The following is a 22,775-nucleotide window of genomic DNA, read 5'->3' as shown; positions in this document are numbered from 1 at the left end:
AAGCTAGGAAAATTCCATGTTAAACAGTGCATTTGAGCCGTGGCCAAGTTTCACGCAAATTGAGGCGGATGCGGTTTCAAAAGTTCTCTTATCCAATAAAGTGAATTATTGGACCGGTCAGGAATGTCGTGAATTTGAAAAGGAATTTGCACAATTTGCCGGAACGGATTATGCCGTCGCTGTGGCGAATGGCACTGTAGCACTGGATCTGGCTTTAAAAGCACTGGGCATTGGTCAGGGTGATGATGTGATTGTCACCTCACGTACCTTTTTGGCTTCGGCAAGTTCAATTGTTACGGCCGGGGCCAATCCGGTCTTTGCCGATGTTGAACTGGATTCACAAAACATTTCAAGCCGTAGTATTGAAGCCGTATTAACACCAAAGACCAAAGCGATTATCTGCGTGCATCTGGCCGGCTGGATGTGTGATATGGACCCGATTATGCAATTGGCCGAGGAAAAAGGCCTCTTCGTAATTGAAGACTGTGCCCAGGCGCATGGTGCGATGTATAAAGGCAAATCTGCCGGTTCCATCGGTCATATTGGTGCATGGTCCTTCTGTCAGGACAAAATCATGACCACAGGTGGCGAAGGTGGCATGGTCACCACTAATGATGAAGCACTTTGGAAAAAAATGTGGTCCTATAAAGACCACGGCAAAAACTTTGACAGTGTCTACCACACACAGCATCCACCAGGATTCCGCTGGTTGCATGACTCCTTTGGTACCAACTGGCGCATGATGGAAATGCAGGCGGTGATCGGCCGTTTACAGCTGCAAAAAATGCCGGAATGGACAGCAAAACGCCTTGAGAATATGCATAAAATTCAAAGTGCATTTGCCAATAGTCCCTATTTTACCGTTGCTCAACCTTCAAGTGACTATGTGCATGCGGCTTATAAATGTTATGTGCAAGTCAATACCGCTGCATTGCCTGAAGGCTGGTCACGTGACCGTATCATGGCTGAAATTAATGCTTTGGGTGTACCCTGTTTCAGCGGTTCATGTTCGGAAGTGTATTTGGAAAAGGCATTTGACCATACCCCTTGGCGTCCTGAACAGCGTTTGCACAATGCGCAAACTTTGGGTGAAAGCAGTCTGATGTTCCTGGTACACCCCACTTTGTCTGAACAGAGCATGCAAAAAACCATAACCGCAATTCAGACGGTGATGGCAGATATTTAAAGCGGAATGGGCGTATAATATGCGCCATTCAGTTATCTGACTTTTACCGATTTAGAGCCTTTTGTGAAAGACATCATCCGATATTTAGCATCTTTGCCGCGTCGTCAAAAACAAATCGTGTTAGGGGCGATGGATATCTGTATTTTGCCTGTGATCATGTGGCTAGTGTATGCCATCCGTTTGGCCACACCAAACGTTGCAGTCATGCAAGGGCTGGATTTCTGGTATGTCTATGTGGGTGTTTTTGGCGTTCTGGTTTTTACCTTATTGGGTATTTATAGTGCCATTGTCCGTTCATTTAACGAAGACTATTTACTGCGTCTATCCATTGCGACTTTTATCCAGATTGTGGGTTTGTATGCCATAAAAAAACTTAACTTGGCATTTATTCCCATGAGTATTCCACTCATGTACGGCTTTGTGCTGTTTTCTTACATGTGGTGGAGCCGCGCGGTGATTCGTTATGCCACGCTGCGGACTTTTGCCAAAAAACAGAACCGTAAGCGGGTGGCCATTTATGGCGCAGGGCTGGCAGGTCAACAGATTGCGGCTGCCCTGCATCGATCGGATGATTATCTGCCAATTTGTTTTATTGATGATAAAGCCTCGCTGCACGGTCAGTCCCTCAGCGGTTTAAAAATTTATGCGCCGAAAAAAGCTTTGGGTAAATTAGGTAAATTTCATATTGAAGAAATCTTGTTAGCTATGCCCTCGGTCAGCCGGGCGCGTAAAAAAGAGATAATCGAGTCTTTTGAGCTGGCTGATGTCAAAATCATGGAATTGCCCGGTGTGACCCAACTGGTCGGGGGGCAGGTGCAGGTTTCCGATATCCGTGAGGTAGATATTATTGACTTGCTGGGCCGTGACCCTGTACCGCCAAAGCCTGAGCTTCTAGAAAAAAACATTAAAAATAAAGTGGTGATGGTGACCGGCGCAGGGGGCTCGATTGGTTCGGAACTGTGTCGTCAAATTGTCAAACATCAGCCCAAAATATTGGTTCTGTTTGAAATGTCTGAGTTTGCGCTGTATTCGATTGACCGTGAGCTGCAAAATTCGGGTATCCAGGTTGTTCCTGTTCTGGGTTCTGTCACCAATCAGGCCAAATTAGAACGTATTATTACCGAATATCAGGTACAAACAGTTTATCATGCCGCAGCCTATAAACATGTACCATTGGTGGAAGCGAATCCATTTGAAGGCATTTATAATACTTCGATTGGTACCGCACGCAGTGTGGATGCAGCGGTGAATCAGGGAGTGGAAACTTTTGTTTTGATTTCCACCGATAAAGCCGTGCGCCCGACCAATGTTATGGGGGCGTCTAAACGGATGGCGGAACTGTACTGTCAGGGTTTGGCTGCAACAAAACCGCAAACACAAATCAGTATCGTGCGTTTTGGTAATGTTTTAGGTTCATCGGGTTCAGTAGTGCCGCTGTTTAAAAAGCAGATTGCACAAGGTGGACCAGTCACGGTGACGCATCCGGAAGTGACTCGTTACTTTATGACCATACCAGAAGCTGCACAGCTGGTAATTCAGGCAGGGGCCATGGGTACGGGTGGTGACGTATTTTTGCTGGATATGGGAGAGCCGGTAAAAATTGTCGATTTAGCCAAGCAAATGATTCGTTTAAGTGGTTTCCGCCCGATCGATGAAAATGGCATAGGGGATATCGAGATTCAGTTTACCGGACTGCGTCCTGGGGAAAAACTGTATGAGGAATTGTTGATTGATCAGGAAGATGTTGAAAATACACAGCATTCTCGAATATTGAAGTCTTATGAAAAATATTATTCATTGCAAGAGATTTTAAATGTTTTTGATCAATTGAATATACTGAGTAGAGAAAATGCTGAAACAAAAACATTATATACATTATTAAATAAATATGTAGTTGGTTTTAATCGCTAAGTATGAATGCGGTTATTTTAGTGGGGGCATCATTATATTTTTTAGTCCAGTAGTCCCATAAATAAAGTCGTGATAAAAAAAAGTAAACAAAATCTTTTATTTAAAATACCAATTAATATTGCTAGAATATTAGCCTTAATTAAATTTTATTTTTACTATAATTTAGATAGGGATTTTACGTGAAAAAAGTTCTACTTGTTTTTGGTACACGGCCCGAAGCAATTAAAATGGCGCCTTTGGCGTTGCAGTTAAAAGAAAATAATGAAAACTTCGAAACAAAGGTTTGTGTAACGGGTCAACATCGTCAAATGTTGGATCAAGTACTTGAACTATTTAATTTAACTCCTGATTTTGATTTAAATTTAATGAAGCCAGGTCAAACACTTTCTGATGTGACTTCTGGTGTTTTAAAGGGCTTGGAAGCTGTTTTTGAAGAATGGTTACCAGATGTAGTACTGGTGCATGGTGACACAGCAACCACATTTGCAGCATCACTGGCTGCTTATTATCATAAAGTGAAGATCGGTCATGTTGAAGCTGGATTACGCACAGGTGATATTTATTCGCCGTGGCCGGAAGAAGCAAACCGTAAGTTAACGGGAGCATTGGCAAATTATCATTTTGCACCGACTCAGTTGTCTTATAATAATTTAATAAAAGAAAATATTAATCCGGAAAATATAACAATTACAGGAAATACTGTAATTGATGCTTTATTAAAGGTGAAAGAAAAAGTAGAAACTGATCACAAAATTATTGCAGATTTTAAAGCCCAATTCAGCTTTTTAGATGAAAGCAAAAAATTGATTTTAGTTACTGGTCACCGTCGCGAAAATTTTGGTCAAGGCTTCTTGAATATTTGTCAGGCATTGGCAAATATTGCTCAAAAATATTCAGATGTACAGATTGTATATCCGGTGCATTTAAATCCAAATGTGCAAAAGCCTGTAAATGAGCTTCTATCCGGAATTTCAAATATTCATTTAATTGCACCGCAGGATTATCTGCCATTTGTGTATTTAATGAATCGCAGTTATTTAATTTTGACCGATTCTGGCGGTATTCAGGAAGAAGCACCTTCATTAGGCAAGCCGGTATTGGTTATGCGTGATACCACTGAGCGCCCTGAAGCTGTAGAGGCAGGGACGGTTAAACTGGTAGGAACGGATGCGGCTGTGATTGAAAAATCTGTAACGGATTTATTAATAAATACTGAACTGTATCAACAAATGGCAGAAGCTCATAACCCCTATGGTGATGGAACTGCATGTCAGCAAATTATTGAATTTTTAAAGAATAACTGAGTAAATAAGTAATATTATGAATAATCAATTTAAACATATTTGTGTCATTGGCTTAGGGTATATTGGTTTACCTACAGCAGCGACTTTTGCTGCGCATGGCATTAAAGTTACAGGGGTAGATGTCAATCAACATGCTGTCGATATGATTAACCAAGGTAAAGTACATATTGTTGAACCAGACTTGGATGCCTTAGTGAAAGTGGTTGTTGCAAAAGGTATGTTATCTGCACGGACAACACCAGTTGAAGCAGATGCTTATATTGTTGCCGTACCGACACCGTTTAAAGATGATTATCAGCCAGATCTTAAATATATTGAAGCAGCTTCTAAAGCGTTAGCACCTTATTTGAAACCGGGTAATTTAGTTATTCTTGAGTCAACTTCACCGGTAGGCGCAACCGAACAAATGGCGGCCTGGTTAGCTGAAGCACGTCCTGATCTAACATTCCCTGAGCAGGCAGGTGAAGCAGATATTTTAGTAGCACATTGTCCTGAACGTGTGTTGCCAGGTAAAGTTTTACAAGAGCTGATTAGTAATGACCGAATTATTGGCGGGATGAATCAGCTGAGTTCAACAGCAGCAAGTAATTTGTATAAAACATTTGTGCAAGGCGGTTGCATTGAAACCAATGCACGTACAGCCGAAATGTGCAAGCTTACTGAAAACTCTTTCCGTGATGTAAACATTGCCTTTGCCAACGAATTATCTGTGATTTGTGACAAGCTCGATATTAATGTGTGGGAACTGATTGCTTTGGCTAACCGTCACCCACGTGTCAATATTTTACAGCCGGGGCCAGGTGTGGGTGGGCATTGTATTGCAGTTGATCCGTGGTTTATTGTGGCAAAAACACCTGAGCAAGCGCGTTTAATCCGTACTGCACGTGAAGTGAATGATGCAAAACCTGAATGGGTGATTGATCAGGTAAAAATTAAAATTGCAGATTTTTTACAGGCACACCCAGAAAAAACCATTAAAGATGTAACAGTTGCCTGTTATGGCCTAGCATTTAAACCAGATATTGATGACTTGCGTGAAAGCCCAGCTTTAGAAATTACAAAGAAATTGGCAGAACAAGGTTTAAATATTTTAGCCATTGAGCCGAATATTAAGACCTTACCTAAAAATTTAGAAAAAGTAAATTTAGTCGATTTGACAGAATCTTTAAATGCTGACATCAAAGTGGTATTAGTTGCTCATAAACAGTTTAAAGAACAAAATATTATATATAATGTGAATGCTGTTGGTATCTAATAATGAATAAAGTTATTTATTCATTAGGTGCAAGTGTATTTTCTAAACTAATAATATTATTAATTAATATTATTAGTTTTAGGTATATTTTACCTGATGAATATGGTTTTATTGCGCTTGTGCTTGCGCTTACAGCAACAATTGGTGCTGTTTCAAATATGGGAGCATCTGTCGCAGTTAACAGTTTTGTAGCAAAAAATAAAAATACCAATTTGTCAAAATTGTATGTGAAATATAACTATATATTATCTACATTTCTTTCTTTATTTTTAAGTACTCTAATATTTTTCTTATCTGTTGACCGACAAGGAAGCATTGTTGATTTAGGAGTATATTTATTTTTACTTTTATTTACATTATTCAGTGCTTATAATTCAATAAGCGAAGCTGTACTTAATGGAATGAAAGGTTTTGATAAAATATTTAAAAATAATCTAATTAATTTTTTTATTTTTTTACCTGTAAGTATATTTTTTATATATCAATTTAGTGTTTTAGGTGTATTTTTATCTTTAATCTTATATCGATTTAGTTTGTTTGTTTTTAATTTTTATTCTGCAAAGAAGATTTTAAGTATTCAAGCCACTAAAATTTCGAAAGCTGATTTAAGTATTATAAAAAGTAGTTTTAGAAATTTAACATTTCCAGTAATATTCTCTGGAATATTGGTTGCACCTGTAATTGGTTTTTCATTTAAGTTAATGTCAAGTCAACAAGATGGTTATGAAAACTTAGCTTATTTTAATATTATATATCAAATGTATCTGGTGGCAGTTTTTATTCCAAATGCATTAAATGGTTATTTAATTTCTAAGTTTTCAAGTGAAAATGGTGAAAAAGATTTTTCGAAAATTGCAAAATACAATATTGGTTTTTCCATAATTGTTGCAGTAATGCTGTTTTTATTTAAAGATTTATACTTTTACATCATTGATAGCAAAAATGATGTAATTATAAATAATTTTTATATCATGCTTTTAACTATTATATTTTTTAGTGTGAATGCCATATTTGCTAGCCTTTGGCCATCTGTCAACCGGGCTTGGTTTGGTATGTGGATGAATTTGATTTGGGCAGTAACTCTTTTGTCTGTAACCTATATCTTATCAAGCCAAAATGTAGCTGAAAGTTTGGCATGGGCATTTCTAGCCTCGTATTTAGTATTAACGATTATACAATTTTTGTTCTATAAGGGGGTGAGCAATGAAAAAATCTAAAACAATTTGGGTTTTATTAAGGTCTCATGTTGTAAATTTACCACCCATAATGACAGTTATGCAGTGTTTACTTGATTTTGAAGAATATGAAGTAAAATTTATTTCTACTCAAGATAGTGGGTTAAATAAAGAAAATTTTCAAGAATTTATATTGCAGCAGTCACATCAAGTTAATAAGTTAAGAAAACTAAAAAATTATATTGATTATAGATCCTTTGTTAAAAAAACTTTAAGTAAGTTTGCAAGTAATGAAGACTTAATTTGGCTGGGTTCTTTAGATACAGCACGTGCATGTAAAGGATTAGAATTCTTAGAGACTAATGAATATATTCTTCATTTACATGAGTTATACGATACTCATCGTGGTCTTTTAGAAAGCATAAAGCCAATTGCTCAGAAAGCAAAAAAAGTCGTAAGTCCTGAAATAAATCGTGCTGCTATTTTACAAGTTTGGTTGGAATTAAAGGAAAGACCGATTGTTTTTCCAAATAAACCTTATAGTCATCCTCGTACAAAGAGAATGCAGCCGACGCATGAGAAAACAAAAGCGATTTTGGAGAAGTTTGCTACTGATAAACCAATTATTTTGTATCAGGGGCATATTGGTGGTGATCGTAATTTGATGCCTATAGCGGCGGCAATGAAAGAGCTGCCTGAATATGAGTTTTGGTTAATGGGACCAGATCATGGTTATGCAGAAAGTTTAGTTAAAGTTTCGAATAATATTAAATATTTAGGAATGGTTCCAGCACCATTTCATTTAGAAATTACCAGCTATGCTTCTATAGGTATTATGAGTTATGACCTTATCAATTTAAATAATTTATATTGTGCTCCAAATAAAGTATGGGAATACTGTGGCTTTGGTATACCCTTTATTTCTAATCACTGTATCTCTCTAGAAATTTTATCTGAAATTAATAAGATTGGTATAGTTATATATTGGACTACTGAAAAATTTAAAAATGCAGTAAATATAATCAATCAATCTTATAATTTATATATGGATAAAAATAAAGACTTTTTCGAAGATAATGATATAAGATCAATAGTTGAAGGGTTGTTAGTTTAAAATGATATTAAAAAGAAAATTTTTATTTTATTTTATTTCAATTTTTTTTATAATTGCTAACTTGTATTGGTTTCCTTTTGTATCAAGCCAATTAATATCTGATTTTAAAATTATAATGCTGAGTGGTATTGTGGTTTTATATCTAATTTTCTTTTTTATGAAAAAGAATTATTATAATAACGATGATATTTTTATTATATTTTGTCTAATTATTGCTATTTTTTATAATTTAATTTCAAGTGTTAATGATTTAAAATATATTATAATGTTTACTTCATTTGTAATCTTTTATTTTTTTGGTAAAAGTATGAGTTTTTTATATCTCTCAAATAAAGTATTATTATTAACTAGTATTTTATTCTTATGGGTATTTTTATCATTATTTTTTCCAACTTTAAACTATAAAAATCAACTATGGTTGGATTATGAATTTTCTGAGGTAATGCTTAGCTCTTCTGGTTTTTCTATCGCTAGAACTAGTTGGGGAATTGGAGTCGCCTTACTTACATTATACTTACTAAACTTTGCAAGGTCATCAAAATTTAAAAAACTACTATTTGTATCTGCTTTTCTGTGTGTTTTATCAACAGGTTCAAGGGGGGGGATGATCTATTTTTGTTTGGCATTATGTGTATTTATAACTATGTGGGAGGTAAGTTGGAGAAGTAAGTTTTTAACTTTTCTAATTACTTTAGGATTATTTTTAACGATTTTTATTTATTTTGGTAAATACTTAAGATTATCCGGAGTGGAAGATATTACTACGGGTAGATCTTCACAATATGTATATTTTTTAGAATTATTTAAAAATAATTATTTATTTGGTTATTATAGTAGTGGTGGTTATAGTTTAACTAATTATGGTTTTGAGTATAATCAAATTCACAATGCTTGGCTAAATTTTATTTTAAATTATGGTTTAATAGGCTTTTCTCCATTATTTCTATTTTTATTTATTTCTTTAAGAAAGGTAATTATTAATTTTGAAAAAATAAATTATAATTTATATCTGGTTTTATTATGCGGTTTGTTTTCAACTTTATTAGAACCAGATACTATTTTTTCAAATGGTTATCATGTTTTAATTTTTTGGTTTACTCTTGGTTTTTTATCTAGGTCTAGAAATTTTTTATGAAATTAGTTATTTGGATGAATCAACCTTCCCATCATCAGGCACAGTTTTTTGATGAGTTAAATGAAAAGTGTGAATATTTTCAAGTTTATTACTATGATAAAATTCCTAGTACACGTAGTGAAATGGGTTGGAACAAAGACTTTCAAATTAAATCCTATGAAAAATATATAGATCATCAAGAATTTAAAATTAATCTAGATGAACTTAAAAATTATATTCATATTCTACCGGGTTATGGGCATTCATTATTGCTGAAATTGCGCAAAGAATTTTCAAAAAATGGTATTAAGTGGATTCATTGGAGCGAAAATGCGACGCCGGGGTGGAAATGGTATCTTTCCTGCTATAGAAAATTTATTCATGCTCATTATATTAATAATTTTGCTTTAGGTGCTTTAGCAATTGGTGAGCATGCAAAAAATGATTTTATCAAATGGGGAGTTAAGTCTAATAAAATAGAGATTTTACCTTATTCGTTTAATTCATTAATTTCTAAAGATCCTGATAATGAAATCATTAAATTTAAGGCAGGTCGTAAAGCCTTTTTATGCATAGGTGTACTTTATCCTCGTAAAGGAATTGATTTATTAATTAAAGCTTTCGCACAAAGTTATAAAAATGATCCAGAATGGTGCCTTGTCTTAGTCGGTAATGAGAAAGAAGGCTATAATTATAGAAAATTAGTAAGTGATTTGGGGATTGAATCACAGGTATTATTTCGTGGGGTAATACCAGCACAAAATATCTCATCAGCATATTATGCTTGTGAAATATTTGTATTACCAAGTCGATATGATGGTTGGGGGATGGTGGTCAATGAGGCAATTTGTTGTGGCCTACCTGTTATTGTTTCTGATGCAGTTGGAGCTTCAACTCATTTAGCAACAAAAGATAATGGATTGATTTTTAAATCTGAAAATATAATTGAACTAGCCAATCATATGAAAGCCTATGATAATCATGAGTTAATCATTTCACATAGTTTAAATTCAAAGAAAGTATTTGAATCATTCACAAGCACATTTTTTTCAGAAAAGTTAATTAATGTAATTAATATGTGGACCATTAGATGAAAATTTTAGTTGATTGTAGCCTTCTTAATATTGGTGGAGGGGTTCAAGTAGGTCTTAGTTTTTTAGAAAATTTATCTAATGATAAATCTATTGAGGCTATTGTAGTCGCTACAGTACAAATAGATCAGCAACTTTCAGATAAAGCCAAGTTAGCATTTAAAAATTATCAAGTTATACAAAGCAAAAATAAAATAAAACTATCTAAAATAATGAAAAATATAGAAGCTATATATAATCCAGATTTAGTTTTCACAGTCTTTGGCCCTTCATATTGGCGTTCTAAGGCACCAAATTTACAAGGTTTTGCTTTAGGTCTAATGTTTTATTCTGAAGTACAGGATTACTTAAAATATAGCTTTTTAAAAAAAATAAGAATTAAATTAATGTATGTTGTTAAGCAGTATTTATTCAAAAAAAATGCAGATTATTATGTGGTAGAAACAAATGTTGTCAGAAAAAATTTATCTAAATTATTAAATGTTAGTTTAGATAATATTTTTGTCGTTGAAAATTGCTACTCACCTATTTTTGAAAAAAATATTAAAGAGAATAATATTTCTAATAATAAAGATAAATTTAATTTAATAGTGCCTTCTTCTTATTATCCTCATAAAAATTTAGAAGTTGTTGCAGTAGTATGTGATATTTTAGTAGAGAGAAAAATTTTTGATATTAATTTTAACTTCATGTTGAAAAAATCTGATTTTGATAAAATTAAAAGCTTATGCAAAAATCAAGAAGCGAAGAATCTATTAAATAATTATGGCCCAGTCGATTATAAAATGTTGGCTATAAAGTATTTAGAAAATAATGCAGTATTTTTGCCTACATTAGCGGAATCTTCTACCAGTGCTTATCCTGAAGCATTTATTAGCCAAAGACCATTATTGACTTCAGATAGAGATTTTTCGCGTGGGTTATGTGAAGAATCTGCAATTTATTTTGACCCGTTTAATGCAATAGATATTGTTGAAAAAATAATTAGCCTTAAAGAAAATGAAAATTTAAAAAAATTATTAATAGCTAATGGCTTACATCAGTTAAGTACCTATACTACACCAGAAACTAAATGGTTAAAGCAGAGGGAAATTTTTCACAATATTTTAAATATACATGAAGGTAAGCAAGATGAATTACATTGATTTTATGAAGAAAAATTTAGTCAATTTGCCTTATAGTGTCGGTAATATGGTTGCTAAAATTCCATATGGTATAAGGCCTTTTATGGGGGGGATTTATAAAAAGAGAATTATAGAGATAAATCAATTTGATAAATATAATGCTGCAAAGAAAAAAGATTTTATATTTAATAAAGTTAAATATATTTCTATGTATGCATATGATAATATTCCATTTTATAATGATTTTTATAATGATTGTAACTTTAGACCTGTTGATCTTAAATCATACGATGATATTAAAGAAATTCCTGTTATAAATAAATTAATTTTACAAGATGTACCATTAGAATATCGTTCTAATTATAAATTAAAGAAAAGCTTAGCTAATACAGGTGGTAGTAGTGGAAAACCATTTGCATTTTATATTGAGCCTAGTTCAGTACCTCATGAGTGGGCACATATGCATCACATTTGGGCTAATTTAGCTTATAAACAATATCATTTAAAAATTATGTTTGGTGGGCGGTCTGATATAGAAAATGTAGTTTCTTACGATTCTATTCGACATCAATTGACTGTTGATATTTATAAGCCATTTCCTGTAATAGCAGATCACTTGTTTAAAGCTTGTATTAAATATAATCCTGTTTATTTACATGGCTATCCTAGTGCTATTTTTGATTTAATTTTTTGGCTGAATGAAAATAATCATCCATTACTTAGTTACTTTAAAAACAATATAAAAGGAATGTTTTTGGGATCTGAACTTCCATCCCCTATTGCCAGAAATAATGCAGAACAGTTAGTTCAATGTTCATCTATCTCATGGTATGGTCATACTGAAAGATGTATTCTAGCTTATGAAAAAAACAAAAAGTATAGCTATACGCCATTCCATACGTATGGTTTTGTTGAGACTATTTGTATAGATAATGCCGAAAATCTTGTCGGAACTAGTTATTATAATATGGTATCACCCCTAATTAGATATAATACGGAAGATATAGTAATTCCTAATTATAAAGAAAATATTTTAGATTGTTTTGAAATTTCTGAAGGACGATCTGGTGAATATATATTAGATAAGAGCAATAATAAAATTTATTTAACTGGATTTATTTTTGGTAGGCATCATAAAATTTTTGATTGTGTCAAGCATATACAAGTGCATCAATCGGAACCAGGTTATGCAACAATTTATTTCAGTTCTAAAAATATATATTCTGATGATTTTATCAATAGCACTTTCGATTCTAGTAATATTGACATAATTTTTAGTTATAAATTTATACCTGAACCTGTAAAAACAAGTGCTGGTAAAGTACCTTTAATGTTGAAGAATATATCATGAAACAAATTTTCCAAGATTTATCTAAAGGCGGTACTTCAATTGTTGAAGCCCCATCTCCTCAAGTAAATACAGGTCACCTTATTATTTCTACCAGAATTTCTCTTATTTCTGCTGGTACAGAACGTATGTTGGTTGATTTTGGTAAAGCAAATGTAATTGATAAAGCACGCCAACAACCAGAAAAAGTACGTATGGTACTAGATAAGGTAAAGACAGATGGTCTGCTTACAACTTATGAAGCTGTACAATCAAAACTTAATCAGCCTTTGCCATTAGGATATTGCAATGTAGGGGTGATTCAAGAAATTGGTAAACAAGTTGAAGGTTTTAAAGTTGGCGATCGAGTTGTTTCCAATGGTCATCATGCTGATGTAGTTAAAGTACCTAAAAACTTATGTGCAAAAATTCCAGATAATGTTTCTGATGAAGCTGCAAGTTTTACCGTATTAGGTGCAATTGCTTTACAAGGTATCCGTTTGGCACAGCCGACTTTAGGGGAAAGTTTTGTTGTCATTGGTGCTGGTCTTATCGGCTTAATGGCGATTCAATTACTTAAAGCAAATGGTTGTCGTGTTTTAGCTGTCGATTTTGATCAAAAAAAATTAGAGTTGGCAAAAAAATATGGGGCTGAGATTTGTAATCCTGCTTTAGGTCAAGATCCAGTAACAGTGGCAGAAGTATTTGCACGCGGCTTAGGTGTGGATGGCGTAATTATTACCGCCTCAACCAAGTCAAATGATCCTGTACATCAGGCAGCATTAATGTGTCGTAAACGCGGCCGTATTATTCTTGTTGGTGTTGTGGGTTTAGAATTAAATCGTGCTGATTTTTATGAAAAAGAATTAAGTTTCCAGGTTTCATGTTCATATGGTCCAGGCCGTTATGATGAATTCTATGAAGCGAAAGGTAATGACTATCCAATCGGTTTTGTTCGGTGGACAGAGCAGCGTAATTTTGTTGCTGTATTGGATATGATGGCATCAGGAGCTTTAGATGTTGAAACATTAGTGAGCCACCGTTTCAAATTTGAAGATGCAGTTTCTGCATATGAGGTGCTTACCAATGTGCGTGATAGTCTAGGTATTGTTTTACAATATGAACATCAGGTCGAAAATAGACATTTCAAACGTTTAGATTTACCGAATTATCAAATCAACTCAGTTGCTAAAGTTACTTTGGGTTGTATTGGTGCTGGTAACTATGCGTCACGTGTACTCATTCCGGCATTTAAGAAAACCAATGTTAATTTGCATACCATTGTGACAGCAAGTGGCATGAATAGTGTAATTCATGGTGAGAAAGCTGGCTTCAAAATTGCCTCATCAGAGCTCAATGATATTTGGCAAAATAGCGAAATTAATACCTGTATTATAGCAACTCGTCATAATACACATGCAAAATTTGTTCTGGACGCATTGAATGCGAATAAAAATGTTTTTGTGGAAAAGCCCTTAGCATTAAATTTAGCAGAAGTAGATGCGATTGAAGAGTTCTATCATTCTAATCCATCTACAGCTAAACCGCATTTAATGGTTGGTTTTAACCGTCGTTTTTCACCTCAAATTCAAAAAATGAAGCAACTGCTAGCAACAGTAAAACAGCCTAAAACTTTTATCATGACTATGAATGCAGGTGCTATACCAGCAGATCATTGGACTCAAGATCCTGAAGTAGGGGGTGGCCGTATTATTGGGGAAGCATGTCATTTTATTGATTTAATGAGATTTCTTGCGGGTTCAAAAATTGTAAGTTATCAAGCACAAGGGCTGGGAAGTCAATTCGATCAAGACTTGGTTGAAGATAAGGCTTGTATTACTTTGGCATTCGAAGATGGTTCGTTTGGTACAATTTTCTACTTAGCTAATGGCTCTAATGCTTTTCCAAAAGAACGAATTGAGGTCTTTACTGGGGGTAAAGTTCTTCAACTAGATAATTTTAGAAAAATGGTTGGCTATGGCTGGTCAGGCTTTAAGAAAATGAACTTATGGCGGCAGGATAAAGGGCAGGAAAACTGTGTCCAAGCTTTTGTTGAAGCAATTGAAAAAGGAGAAAATACTCCAATTCCTCTAGAGGAAATTTTAGAGGTTGCACGAGTCACAATCCAAGCAGCGCAATTACTTAGAGAAAAGCAGGCATAAGTTTTATTTGCTATGAAACTACTAAAATTAATTCATACTATTAAATATTTAAAATTTGTGCAGTTGTCTTATCGGCTGCACTATCTTTTGCTTAAGCCAAAAACCAAGCAAACCGTATTTAACATTCAGCTTAGAAATTGTTCGAAAAGTTGGGAAAATAAAATCGCTAAGCCTATTAGTATGCTTAGTCCAACCCAATTTTTATTCTTAAATCATTTAGGTCAGTTAAACACGGCTGAGGATTGGAATACTCCGCAGCAAGAAAAATTATGGTTATACAACCTGCATTATTTTGATGATTTAAATGCAAAAAATACAATTGAGCGTAAACACTGGCATAATGATTTAATTCATAAATGGATTGATGAAAATCCTTATTCTTCAGGTAATGCCTGGGAACCTTATCCAAATTCTTTAAGAATCGTGAATTGGGTTAAATGGTCACTTCAAGGAAATACACTCAACGAGGTTCAGCTCCAGAGTTTAGCTTTACAAGCTGAACATTTATCTAAAACCGTTGAATGGCATATCTTGGCTAATCATTTATTTGCCAATGCAAAAGCGCTGATTTTTGCAGGACTGTATTTTGATACTATGGAATCGAAAAAATGGCTGAACTTGGGGCTAAAAATTTATAAAAAAGAAATTGACGAACAGGTTCTTGCCGATGGTGCAAATTTTGAATTAACACCAATGTACCATGCAATTTTTTTAGAAGATCTTTTAGATATTTATCAATTAATTGCTGTTTGTTATTCAGCTAATGACTTAATTGATGTTAGCCATTTAAAAAATAAAATTATTAAAATGCTTGAATGGCTGAAGCATCTATCCCATCCAGATGGCGAAATTTCCTTTTTTAATGATGCTGCCTTTGGTATTGCATCCACCTATGAAAATTTGCGAAATTATGCTGAAAACTTAGAAATAAATGTAGCCTTAACAGATATGACGGATGTCAGTTTAACTAACAGTGGCTATATTGCTGTCCAACGTGAAGCTTATAAATTTATTATGGATGTTGCTGAAGTCGGTCCAAGTTATCAGCCAGGACATGCCCATGCAGATACTCTCAGTTTTGAATTAAGTATCGGGGATTCAAGATTTATAGTAAATTCTGGCATATCTCAATACGGTTTAGGTGCTGAAAGGCTATATCAGCGCGGAACGTCTGCTCATAATACAGTTGAAATCGATCAGCAAAATTCCAGTGAAATTTGGTCTGGTTTTAGAGTTGCGAGAAGGGTAAGTCCTAAATTAAATACAATCCATTATAATGATAATAAAATAATCGATTTTTCGTCATCTTATAAAAGCTTAACAGGCGTGACTCATACTCGTTCTGTGGTTTTCCAAGAAAACCGAATTCTCTTGAAAGATAATTTATGTGGTACATTTAAATCTGCAATTTCATATATTCACTTTCATCCTGACGTGAAAATAAAAAAAGAATCAAATCACGATTTTGTATGTGAATTAAATGGTCACATCATTGATATTCAAATCAAAGGTGAGGTTGAAACTATATTTAAGGATGGTTATTGGAACCCTGAGTTTGGCAAATCAATTTCAAATAAGTGTTTGAAAATAAATTTATTATCAAATACTTATGAGATTTCAATTTCTTGCAGAGATACAGATTTTTAAAATGTCAAATATATGTATTATTAGTGCCAATAGTCTGGAAAATGAAAATGCTTCAAGAAATCGTGTACTTAGTTTTGTAAATTCGTTTCTAGCAGCGGGACACCAAGTTAAACTGATTTCTATGGATGATGAAAAATTTCAGCTTTTAGAGCATGAAAATTTTTCACATTTTAAAATTCCATTTGTTGATACAAAAATTTCATCTTTTATAAAACGTGCTTTTTTGGAAATGAAAATAGCTTCATTGGCATTAAATAAAGCTAATGAACTCAATTGTGAGGTAAACTTAATCACAATTCCATCGATGTTTTTACTTCATTTAAGCTTTTTACTTAAATCTGGAAAAACTAAAATTTTAGATATTCGTGATTTAAGCTGGGAGTATTTGGATACAAAGTCATTAGTAAATAGAATTGCGAAAAGAGTTTTTACTCAAAGTGCTTTGGTTAATTTAAAGAAGTTCGATCTTATCAGTGTGACTAATGATCATGAGTTTGATTATATTTCTAAATATATCTCTAATAAAGAATTAATCGTTAAAGTTCCAAATGGAGTCTCACTTTCAGTTTTTGAAAAGTTAAGTCACGTTCAGCAGAATCACTCTAATCAGTTTACTGTAACTTATATTGGTAATGTAGGTTTGGCGCAAGATTTATCAACACTGATTGAAGCAAGCAAACTGTTACCGCATGTTCAATTTAATATTGTGGGTGCGGGCACAGATTTTGAAAGAATTAATACATTAGTTGATTCTGACCAACAGAATTTAAATTTCTGGGGCCGTCGTCAATTTAATGAACTTTTAGAAATATATAATCAATCTGACATTCTATATGCACAATTGACTCCAGAATTTGCTACTGCTATGCCTTCTAAATTATATGAATATTTATCTACCGGAAAATATGTTTTATATGGTGGCGTTGGTGTAGCTGGAAAAACATTAGAAAATTTTCAGAATGTGTCTTTAATTGCCCCTTGCAATATTCAGGCCTTGAGGAATGAAATCCAGCAAATTCAGGAAAGCGGTAAATATCAGCAATTATGCTTGGAAAATAGAGAAAAAATAAAAGCTGAGTATTTACGTGATGTTACAGTTGAAAAGCTTATATCTATGATTTAAGTAAATTTACATCAAAAATAAACCATTTCAAGATATAATACTTTTTAAGAGAAAAGTTGTGGAATATGAGCATCTTCATAAAAATTGCTGCATCAATAAGCATTGAATAATTTTAGTTTAATAACTTTCTTGAGGACTAAATAAGGATAATTAAGGTTATATAAATGAAACGTTTAATTGATTTTCTAATAGCTTTAACAGCATTAGCTCTGTTGAGTCCAATTTTCCTTTGGGTTGCTTATAAAGTTCGTAAAAATATAGGTTCACCTATATTTTTTCTGCAGGAACGACCAGGGCAGGATGTAAAAATCTTTAAAATGATTAAATTCAGGTCTATGTTGAATGCAACGGATAAAGAAGGAAATCCTTTACCTGATGATCAACGCATTACTCCTTTTGGCCATAAATTGCGTTCTACAAGCCTGGATGAAATGCCACAATTGATTAATGTCCTAAAAGGCGACATGAGTATTGTGGGCCCTCGTCCTCAAATGAAAGAATTTCTTGAACATTATACTCCTCACCAAATGCGTCGCCATGAGGTGAAGCCGGGTATGACAGGACTTGCACAAGTGAGTGGTCGGAATCATTTATCCTGGGAAGAAAAATTTGATCTTGATGTTCAATATGTCGATACACAATCGATATTGCTCGATTTTAAAATCATGATTAAAACAGTTAAAGTTATGCGGTCTAAAGAAGGCATTAATGCGCCAGATCAAGAAGTAGGTGCTACAAGATTTTCCAGTCAAAGTATATCTCAAGCAGATTCTTCCCAGAAATAACCTTATTTTTAGCAAGTCAAATCTTATGATCAAAAAAGCCATTCTCCCAGTCGCAGGCCTCGGTACACGTTTTTTACCTGCCAGCAAATCCATCCCTAAAGAAATGGTCACTGTGGTCGACCGTCCAGCCATTGAGTATGTGGTACGTGAGGCTGTCGCAGCTGGGATTGAACAAATCATCTTGGTGACTCACTCTTCCAAAGCCTCCATTGAAAACTATTTTGACCGGAACTTTGAGCTGGAAACCACTTTAGAAAACAAAAAGAAATTCGATTTGCTGAAAGAAATTACCGAGATTTTACCCCCGCATGTCAGTGTGATTAGCGTACGTCAGCCACAACCACTAGGTCTAGGTCATGCCGTGCTCTGTGCCAAAGATGTCATTGGAGAAGATGACTTTGCTGTTTTACTGCCTGATGTACTGGTTAAAGACAATGATCCGGTCAATGACCTAAGTTTGATGATTCAACGTTTTAACGCATCTCAATCTTCACAAATTATGGTGGAAGCTGTGCCGGATCATCTGGTTGATCAATACGGTATTGTGGATGTGGTTGCATCCCCTGCAGAAGGTGAAAGTATTAAAATGCAAGGGATTGTAGAAAAACCGGCGGTTGGGACGGCACCCTCCAATCTTTCTGTCGTGGGTCGTTATGTCCTGCCTGCCAAGATTATGCAACTTTTAGAAATAACACCTAAAGGTGCAGGGAATGAAATTCAGCTGACCGATGCGATTGCAGAATTACAAAAGACGGAAACGGTTGAAGCCTATCGAATGAAAGGTCAAACCTTTGACTGCGGCAGCAAACTGGGTTATCTCAAAGCCGTGTTACATTATGGTGTAGATCATCCTAAATTGGGTGAGGACTTTAAAGTGCTTATCCAGGAACTTGCATTATAAGGCGGTAAATGATGAAGGTTGCAGTCTTTGGACAAACCCTGTATTCAGGTGTCCTGTCAGCATTGTTGGCCGAATGTGGGCATCAGGTGTATTGGTGTGATTTTCTAAAAAAAAGTGCTTTAGAACAAGCTTATGCCCAAGATGATGCTGTCAAACAGTTACTGGATAAACAGCAACAAAATGGATTTTTAAAATACTGTCACCTGAATGATATTGCCCTGGATATGGATGCTTATTTCTTTAGTTTTAATCCGACTGAAGAACATCTGGGGATTGAAATATTAAAAGAAATCGGTCAGCGTCAAATTATTCATCCTAAACTGATGATTAATGCGTCCACGCTAGGCTTGCATGGTACGGACAAATTACAAAAGTATTTACCTGAAGATGACTGGGTGTATTTACCTGACATCATTCAGGAGGGAAATGCCTTGACCAGCATGACTCAAGCCGAACAGTTGATTGTGGGCTGTGAGCAAAGTAAGGTTCAACTCAAAATCCAGGAATTACTGCGTCCATTATTTCCGCGTCATCAGCAATATTTATTTATGCCCATTTTAGATGCTGAATTTACCAAACTCAGCATTTCAGGCATGTTGGCGACACGCATTAGTTATATTAATGACCTCGCCGTAGTTGCGGAAAAACTGGGCATTGATATCGAGCATGTGCGTCAGGGTATGGCAGCAGATAGTCGGATAGGGTCGTCGTATCTGTATCCAGGTGCGGGTTTTGGTGGAGAGAACTTCTCGCATGATATTCTCACTTTGGCCAATACCGTGTCCGGGACAGGGGCTAAAAGTCAGCTATTGGCGCAGGTGTGGGAAATCAATGAACAACAAAAAGAGCTGCTGTTTAGAAAACTGTGGAATTATTACCATGGCGATTTAAAAGCTAAAACGGTGGCAATTTGGGGTGCCTCTTTTAAAGAAAATACGGCACGTATCCAGCAATCCCCTATTCATATCATGCTGAAAGCCTTATGGGCGCAAGGGGTGACGGTCAAACTGCATGATCCGCAGGCATTGGCGGAAATTGAGAAAGTCTATGGTCATCGTGAGGACTTGATTTATTGTACCGACCAGTATGAAGCCACGAACGGCGCACATGCTTTATGCCTGTTAACCGCCTGGAAACAATATTGGAGTCCCGATTACCCGACTTTATTAAAAATAATGCAGCATCCCGTGATTTTGGATGGTCGAAATATTTATGATCCAGACTATGTAAAAGCGCAGGGATTTGCCTATATGGGGGTAGGGCGTTAATGATGAATCAAATACAACCTTATCCAGTAGAAGCGACTGATACAGTTTTAAGCAAGCTGCTGAACTTGAAAAATGAACTTGGGAACAAGCATTTAACCGATTTTTTTGCAGAAGAAGATGACCGTTTTCAAAAATTTTCTGTAAATTTAGACAATATGGTTTTTGATTTTAGCAAGCATCGGGTCAATCAGGCGGTAATTGACCGGTTGGTTGAATGGGCCAATGCACAAGAACTCAGGTCCTGGATTAAACGGCTGTTTTCTAGTGAAGCCATTAACTATACCGAACAGCGTGCGGCGATGCACTGGGCATTACGTTTGCCTCTACATAATCAACAGCATGCTAAAGTTGCAGCGCAGGTTCATCAGCAACTTCAGCGCATGTATGCCTTGGTGGAAAAAATCCATGCCGGTCAATTTCGCGGTGCGACCGGTGAAGTGATTCAGGATGTGGTCAATATTGGTGTTGGCGGTTCGGATCTTGGGCCAGTGATGGTCAGTCATGCGCTATCTGATTTTAAAAAACAGACCACCAAGCCTTTAAATGTACATTTTGTCTCGACTATGGATGGCAGCCAGCTGTCAGCATTGCTGCATCAGCTGCGCCCTGAAACCACTTTATTTATTATCTCATCCAAGTCTTTTGGCACCATCGATACCTTATCCAATGCGCAAACCGTGCGTTTATGGCTGGAAAAAGCTTTAGGTCAGCATCCGCATATTCTCAAACACCATTTTATCGGAGTCTCGACCAAACCTGAGAAAATGACCGAGTGGGGTATTGCTCCTGAAAATCAGTTGTTGCTTTGGGACTGGGTCGGCGGGCGTTATTCACTCTGGTCATGTATTGGTTTGCCCGTAGCGCTCAGTATAGGGGTTGCGGGCTTTAAGCAGCTGCTGGCCGGAGCTTATGCGATGGATCAGCATTTCCAGAATGCTCCTTTTACACACAATATTCCGGTATTGATGGGCTTGCTGGGCGCTTGGAATACCAACTTTCTAGATATCCAGACCCATGCCATTTTGCCTTATGATGGCCGTTTAAAATACTTTGCAGCCTATTTACAGCAGCTGGAAATGGAATCGAATGGTAAATCGATTCAACGTACAGGTGAACACGTTGAAACCAATACTTGCCCGATTGTTTGGGGTGAGGTCGGACCCAATGCCCAGCATGCTTTTTATCAGTTATTGCATCAAGGTACACAAGCAGTCAGCTGTGATTTTATTGCACCAGTAAAACGTTATAATGCCCAGCAATTTACTTATGTGGACAATGCCGATGCCTTGATTGAGCAGCATCATTTGGCCTTATCAAACTGTCTGGCACAGTCACGCTTGCTGGCATTTGGTAATCAGGCATTAGATCAGACTGAACTCAATAATTTACCTGCCTATAAACAATATGCAGGCAATCAGCCCAGTAGCACCATTTTACTCAAAGAGCTGACACCTTATAGTCTGGGTATGTTGATTGCCATGTATGAACATAAAGTGTTTGTGCAGTCTGTACTCTGGAATATTAATCCCTTTGATCAATGGGGGGTTGAAAAAGGCAAGGAAATTGCCAATCAGCTGCTGCCGATTTTAAGTGGTGAAAGTCAGAATATTTCAGATTTAGATGCCTCGACTCAAGGCTTAATACATATATTATTAGGAAAAACCCATGGCTAAAATTTTAGTGACCGGCGGTGCAGGCTTTATTGGCTCACATACCTGCGTGCAACTGTTAAATTCAGCGCATGATGTCATTGTGCTGGATAATCTCTGCAATAGTTCGGAAGAATCTTTAAACCGTGTACAACAGATCAGTGGAAAAACCCTCACTTTTGTGCAGGGTGACATTCGTGATGCACAGGTTTTAGATCAGGTTTTTCAGCAGCATCACATTGATGCCGTGATTCATTTTGCCGGTTTAAAAGCGGTAGGGGAAAGCCAGCAAATTCCACTGGCTTATTTTGACAATAATATTTCTGGCTCCATTCAACTGGTACAGGCCATGCAGCGTGCTGGGGTATTTAATTTAGTCTTCAGTTCATCGGCCACAGTGTATGATGAAGCCAATGTATCGCCTTTAAATGAAGACATGCCTACAGGTATGCCAAGTAATAACTATGGTTATACCAAACTGATTGTTGAACAGCTTTTACAGAAATTATCCGTGGCAGATGAACGCTGGTCGATTGCCTTACTGCGTTATTTCAACCCGGTCGGTGCGCATAAAAGTGGTCGTATTGGAGAAGATCCGCAAGGCATTCCGAATAACCTGATGCCATTTGTCACTCAAGT

Annotated in this window: 18 protein-coding genes; all 18 read left to right on the top strand. The window is 35.6% G+C overall.

The genetic code is table 11. The features are described 5' to 3' along the window. Nucleotides 1-16 precede the first annotated feature (16 nt). A complete protein-coding gene (locus tag B9T29_RS14175) occupies nt 17-1,186 on the top strand; it encodes a DegT/DnrJ/EryC1/StrS family aminotransferase (RefSeq protein ID WP_086176545.1) in 1,170 nt (389 codons plus the stop codon). Between the two features lie 63 nt (nt 1,187-1,249). Then, nucleotides 1,250-3,097 carry a polysaccharide biosynthesis protein gene (locus B9T29_RS14170; RefSeq protein WP_086176544.1) on the top strand — a complete coding sequence of 616 codons (1,848 nt, stop codon included), beginning with the start codon at nt 1,250-1,252 and terminating at the stop codon, nt 3,095-3,097. A gap of 179 nt (nt 3,098-3,276) precedes the next feature. Further along, nucleotides 3,277-4,401 (top strand): non-hydrolyzing UDP-N-acetylglucosamine 2-epimerase, encoded by a 1,125-nt coding sequence (wecB, locus tag B9T29_RS14165; RefSeq protein ID WP_086176543.1) that lies wholly within the window; start codon nt 3,277-3,279, stop codon nt 4,399-4,401. A gap of 16 nt (nt 4,402-4,417) precedes the next feature. Continuing rightward, nucleotides 4,418-5,656 (top strand): UDP-N-acetyl-D-mannosamine dehydrogenase, encoded by a 1,239-nt coding sequence (gene wecC, locus B9T29_RS14160; RefSeq protein WP_086176542.1) that lies wholly within the window; start codon nt 4,418-4,420, stop codon nt 5,654-5,656. A gap of 2 nt (nt 5,657-5,658) precedes the next feature. Further along, nucleotides 5,659-6,873: a polysaccharide biosynthesis C-terminal domain-containing protein gene (locus B9T29_RS14155; RefSeq protein ID WP_086176541.1), complete on the top strand. Its 1,215-nt coding sequence runs from the start codon at nt 5,659-5,661 to the stop codon at nt 6,871-6,873. After that, a complete protein-coding gene (locus B9T29_RS14150) occupies nt 6,860-7,945 on the top strand; it encodes a hypothetical protein (RefSeq protein WP_086176540.1) in 1,086 nt (361 codons plus the stop codon). Before B9T29_RS14155 ends, B9T29_RS14150 begins: the two co-directional genes overlap by 14 nt. Nucleotides 7,946-8,252: 307 nt before the next feature. Then, nucleotides 8,253-9,080: an O-antigen ligase family protein gene (locus B9T29_RS14145; protein ID WP_171264062.1), complete on the top strand. Its 828-nt coding sequence runs from the start codon at nt 8,253-8,255 to the stop codon at nt 9,078-9,080. Continuing rightward, on the top strand, nt 9,077-10,153 hold the full coding sequence (locus B9T29_RS14140) for a glycosyltransferase family 4 protein (RefSeq protein ID WP_086176538.1): 1,077 nt from the start codon (nt 9,077-9,079) through the stop codon (nt 10,151-10,153). Before B9T29_RS14145 ends, B9T29_RS14140 begins: the two co-directional genes overlap by 4 nt. Beyond that, on the top strand, nt 10,150-11,295 hold the full coding sequence (locus B9T29_RS14135; RefSeq protein ID WP_086176537.1) for a glycosyltransferase: 1,146 nt from the start codon (nt 10,150-10,152) through the stop codon (nt 11,293-11,295). Before B9T29_RS14140 ends, B9T29_RS14135 begins: the two co-directional genes overlap by 4 nt. Next, nucleotides 11,282-12,625, top strand: coding sequence for a hypothetical protein (locus tag B9T29_RS14130; RefSeq protein ID WP_086176536.1), 1,344 nt, complete (start codon nt 11,282-11,284; stop codon nt 12,623-12,625). Before B9T29_RS14135 ends, B9T29_RS14130 begins: the two co-directional genes overlap by 14 nt. Further along, a complete protein-coding gene (locus B9T29_RS14125) occupies nt 12,622-14,763 on the top strand; it encodes a bi-domain-containing oxidoreductase (RefSeq protein WP_086176535.1) in 2,142 nt (713 codons plus the stop codon). The genes B9T29_RS14130 and B9T29_RS14125 overlap by 4 nt, the downstream gene beginning before the upstream one ends. Before the next feature lie 12 nt (nt 14,764-14,775). After that, nucleotides 14,776-16,410, top strand: coding sequence for a heparinase II/III family protein (locus B9T29_RS14120; RefSeq protein ID WP_086176534.1), 1,635 nt, complete (start codon nt 14,776-14,778; stop codon nt 16,408-16,410). Between the two features lies 1 nt (nt 16,411). Continuing rightward, nucleotides 16,412-17,533, top strand: coding sequence for a glycosyltransferase (locus B9T29_RS14115; protein ID WP_171264061.1), 1,122 nt, complete (start codon nt 16,412-16,414; stop codon nt 17,531-17,533). A gap of 164 nt (nt 17,534-17,697) precedes the next feature. Next, nucleotides 17,698-18,318 carry a sugar transferase gene (locus B9T29_RS14110; RefSeq protein WP_086176532.1) on the top strand — a complete coding sequence of 207 codons (621 nt, stop codon included), beginning with the start codon at nt 17,698-17,700 and terminating at the stop codon, nt 18,316-18,318. Nucleotides 18,319-18,343: 25 nt separating this feature from the next. Beyond that, on the top strand, nt 18,344-19,219 hold the full coding sequence (gene galU, locus B9T29_RS14105) for a UTP--glucose-1-phosphate uridylyltransferase GalU (protein WP_086176531.1): 876 nt from the start codon (nt 18,344-18,346) through the stop codon (nt 19,217-19,219). 11 nt (nt 19,220-19,230) lie between these two features. Then, nucleotides 19,231-20,487, top strand: coding sequence for a nucleotide sugar dehydrogenase (locus B9T29_RS14100; protein WP_086176530.1), 1,257 nt, complete (start codon nt 19,231-19,233; stop codon nt 20,485-20,487). Further along, a complete protein-coding gene (pgi, locus tag B9T29_RS14095; RefSeq protein ID WP_086176529.1) occupies nt 20,487-22,160 on the top strand; it encodes a glucose-6-phosphate isomerase in 1,674 nt (557 codons plus the stop codon). Before B9T29_RS14100 ends, pgi begins: the two co-directional genes overlap by 1 nt. Continuing rightward, a partial coding sequence (gene galE, locus B9T29_RS14090) for a UDP-glucose 4-epimerase GalE (protein WP_086176528.1) occupies nt 22,153-22,775 on the top strand: 623 nt, incomplete at its 3' end. The genes pgi and galE, both read left to right, overlap by 8 nt.

The sequence above is a fragment of the Acinetobacter sp. ANC 3903 genome (assembly GCF_002135315.1).
Lineage (GTDB): Bacteria > Pseudomonadota > Gammaproteobacteria > Pseudomonadales > Moraxellaceae > Acinetobacter.
Note: the sequence above shows the minus strand (reverse complement) of the source record. Positions and strands in the feature narration are given on the sequence as shown.

Bases quoted from the DNA above. Each gene is read 5' to 3' on its own strand.
- B9T29_RS14125 (WP_086176535.1), top strand. From the start codon at position 12,622: ATGAAACAAATTTTCCAAGATTTATCTAAAGGCGGTACTTCAATTGTT.
- B9T29_RS14115 (WP_171264061.1), top strand. From the start codon at position 16,412: ATGTCAAATATATGTATTATTAGTGCCAATAGTCTGGAAAATGAAAAT.
- B9T29_RS14175 (WP_086176545.1), top strand. From the start codon at position 17: ATGTTAAACAGTGCATTTGAGCCGTGGCCAAGTTTCACGCAAATTGAG.
- wecC (WP_086176542.1), top strand. From the start codon at position 4,418: ATGAATAATCAATTTAAACATATTTGTGTCATTGGCTTAGGGTATATT.
- B9T29_RS14155 (WP_086176541.1), top strand. From the start codon at position 5,659: ATGAATAAAGTTATTTATTCATTAGGTGCAAGTGTATTTTCTAAACTA.
- B9T29_RS14150 (WP_086176540.1), top strand. From the start codon at position 6,860: ATGAAAAAATCTAAAACAATTTGGGTTTTATTAAGGTCTCATGTTGTA.
- B9T29_RS14130 (WP_086176536.1), top strand. From the start codon at position 11,282: ATGAATTACATTGATTTTATGAAGAAAAATTTAGTCAATTTGCCTTAT.
- B9T29_RS14110 (WP_086176532.1), top strand. From the start codon at position 17,698: ATGAAACGTTTAATTGATTTTCTAATAGCTTTAACAGCATTAGCTCTG.
- B9T29_RS14120 (WP_086176534.1), top strand. From the start codon at position 14,776: ATGAAACTACTAAAATTAATTCATACTATTAAATATTTAAAATTTGTG.
- B9T29_RS14145 (WP_171264062.1), top strand. From the start codon at position 8,253: ATGAGTTTTTTATATCTCTCAAATAAAGTATTATTATTAACTAGTATT.
- galU (WP_086176531.1), top strand. From the start codon at position 18,344: ATGATCAAAAAAGCCATTCTCCCAGTCGCAGGCCTCGGTACACGTTTT.
- pgi (WP_086176529.1), top strand. From the start codon at position 20,487: ATGATGAATCAAATACAACCTTATCCAGTAGAAGCGACTGATACAGTT.
- B9T29_RS14140 (WP_086176538.1), top strand. From the start codon at position 9,077: ATGAAATTAGTTATTTGGATGAATCAACCTTCCCATCATCAGGCACAG.
- B9T29_RS14135 (WP_086176537.1), top strand. From the start codon at position 10,150: ATGAAAATTTTAGTTGATTGTAGCCTTCTTAATATTGGTGGAGGGGTT.
- B9T29_RS14100 (WP_086176530.1), top strand. From the start codon at position 19,231: ATGAAGGTTGCAGTCTTTGGACAAACCCTGTATTCAGGTGTCCTGTCA.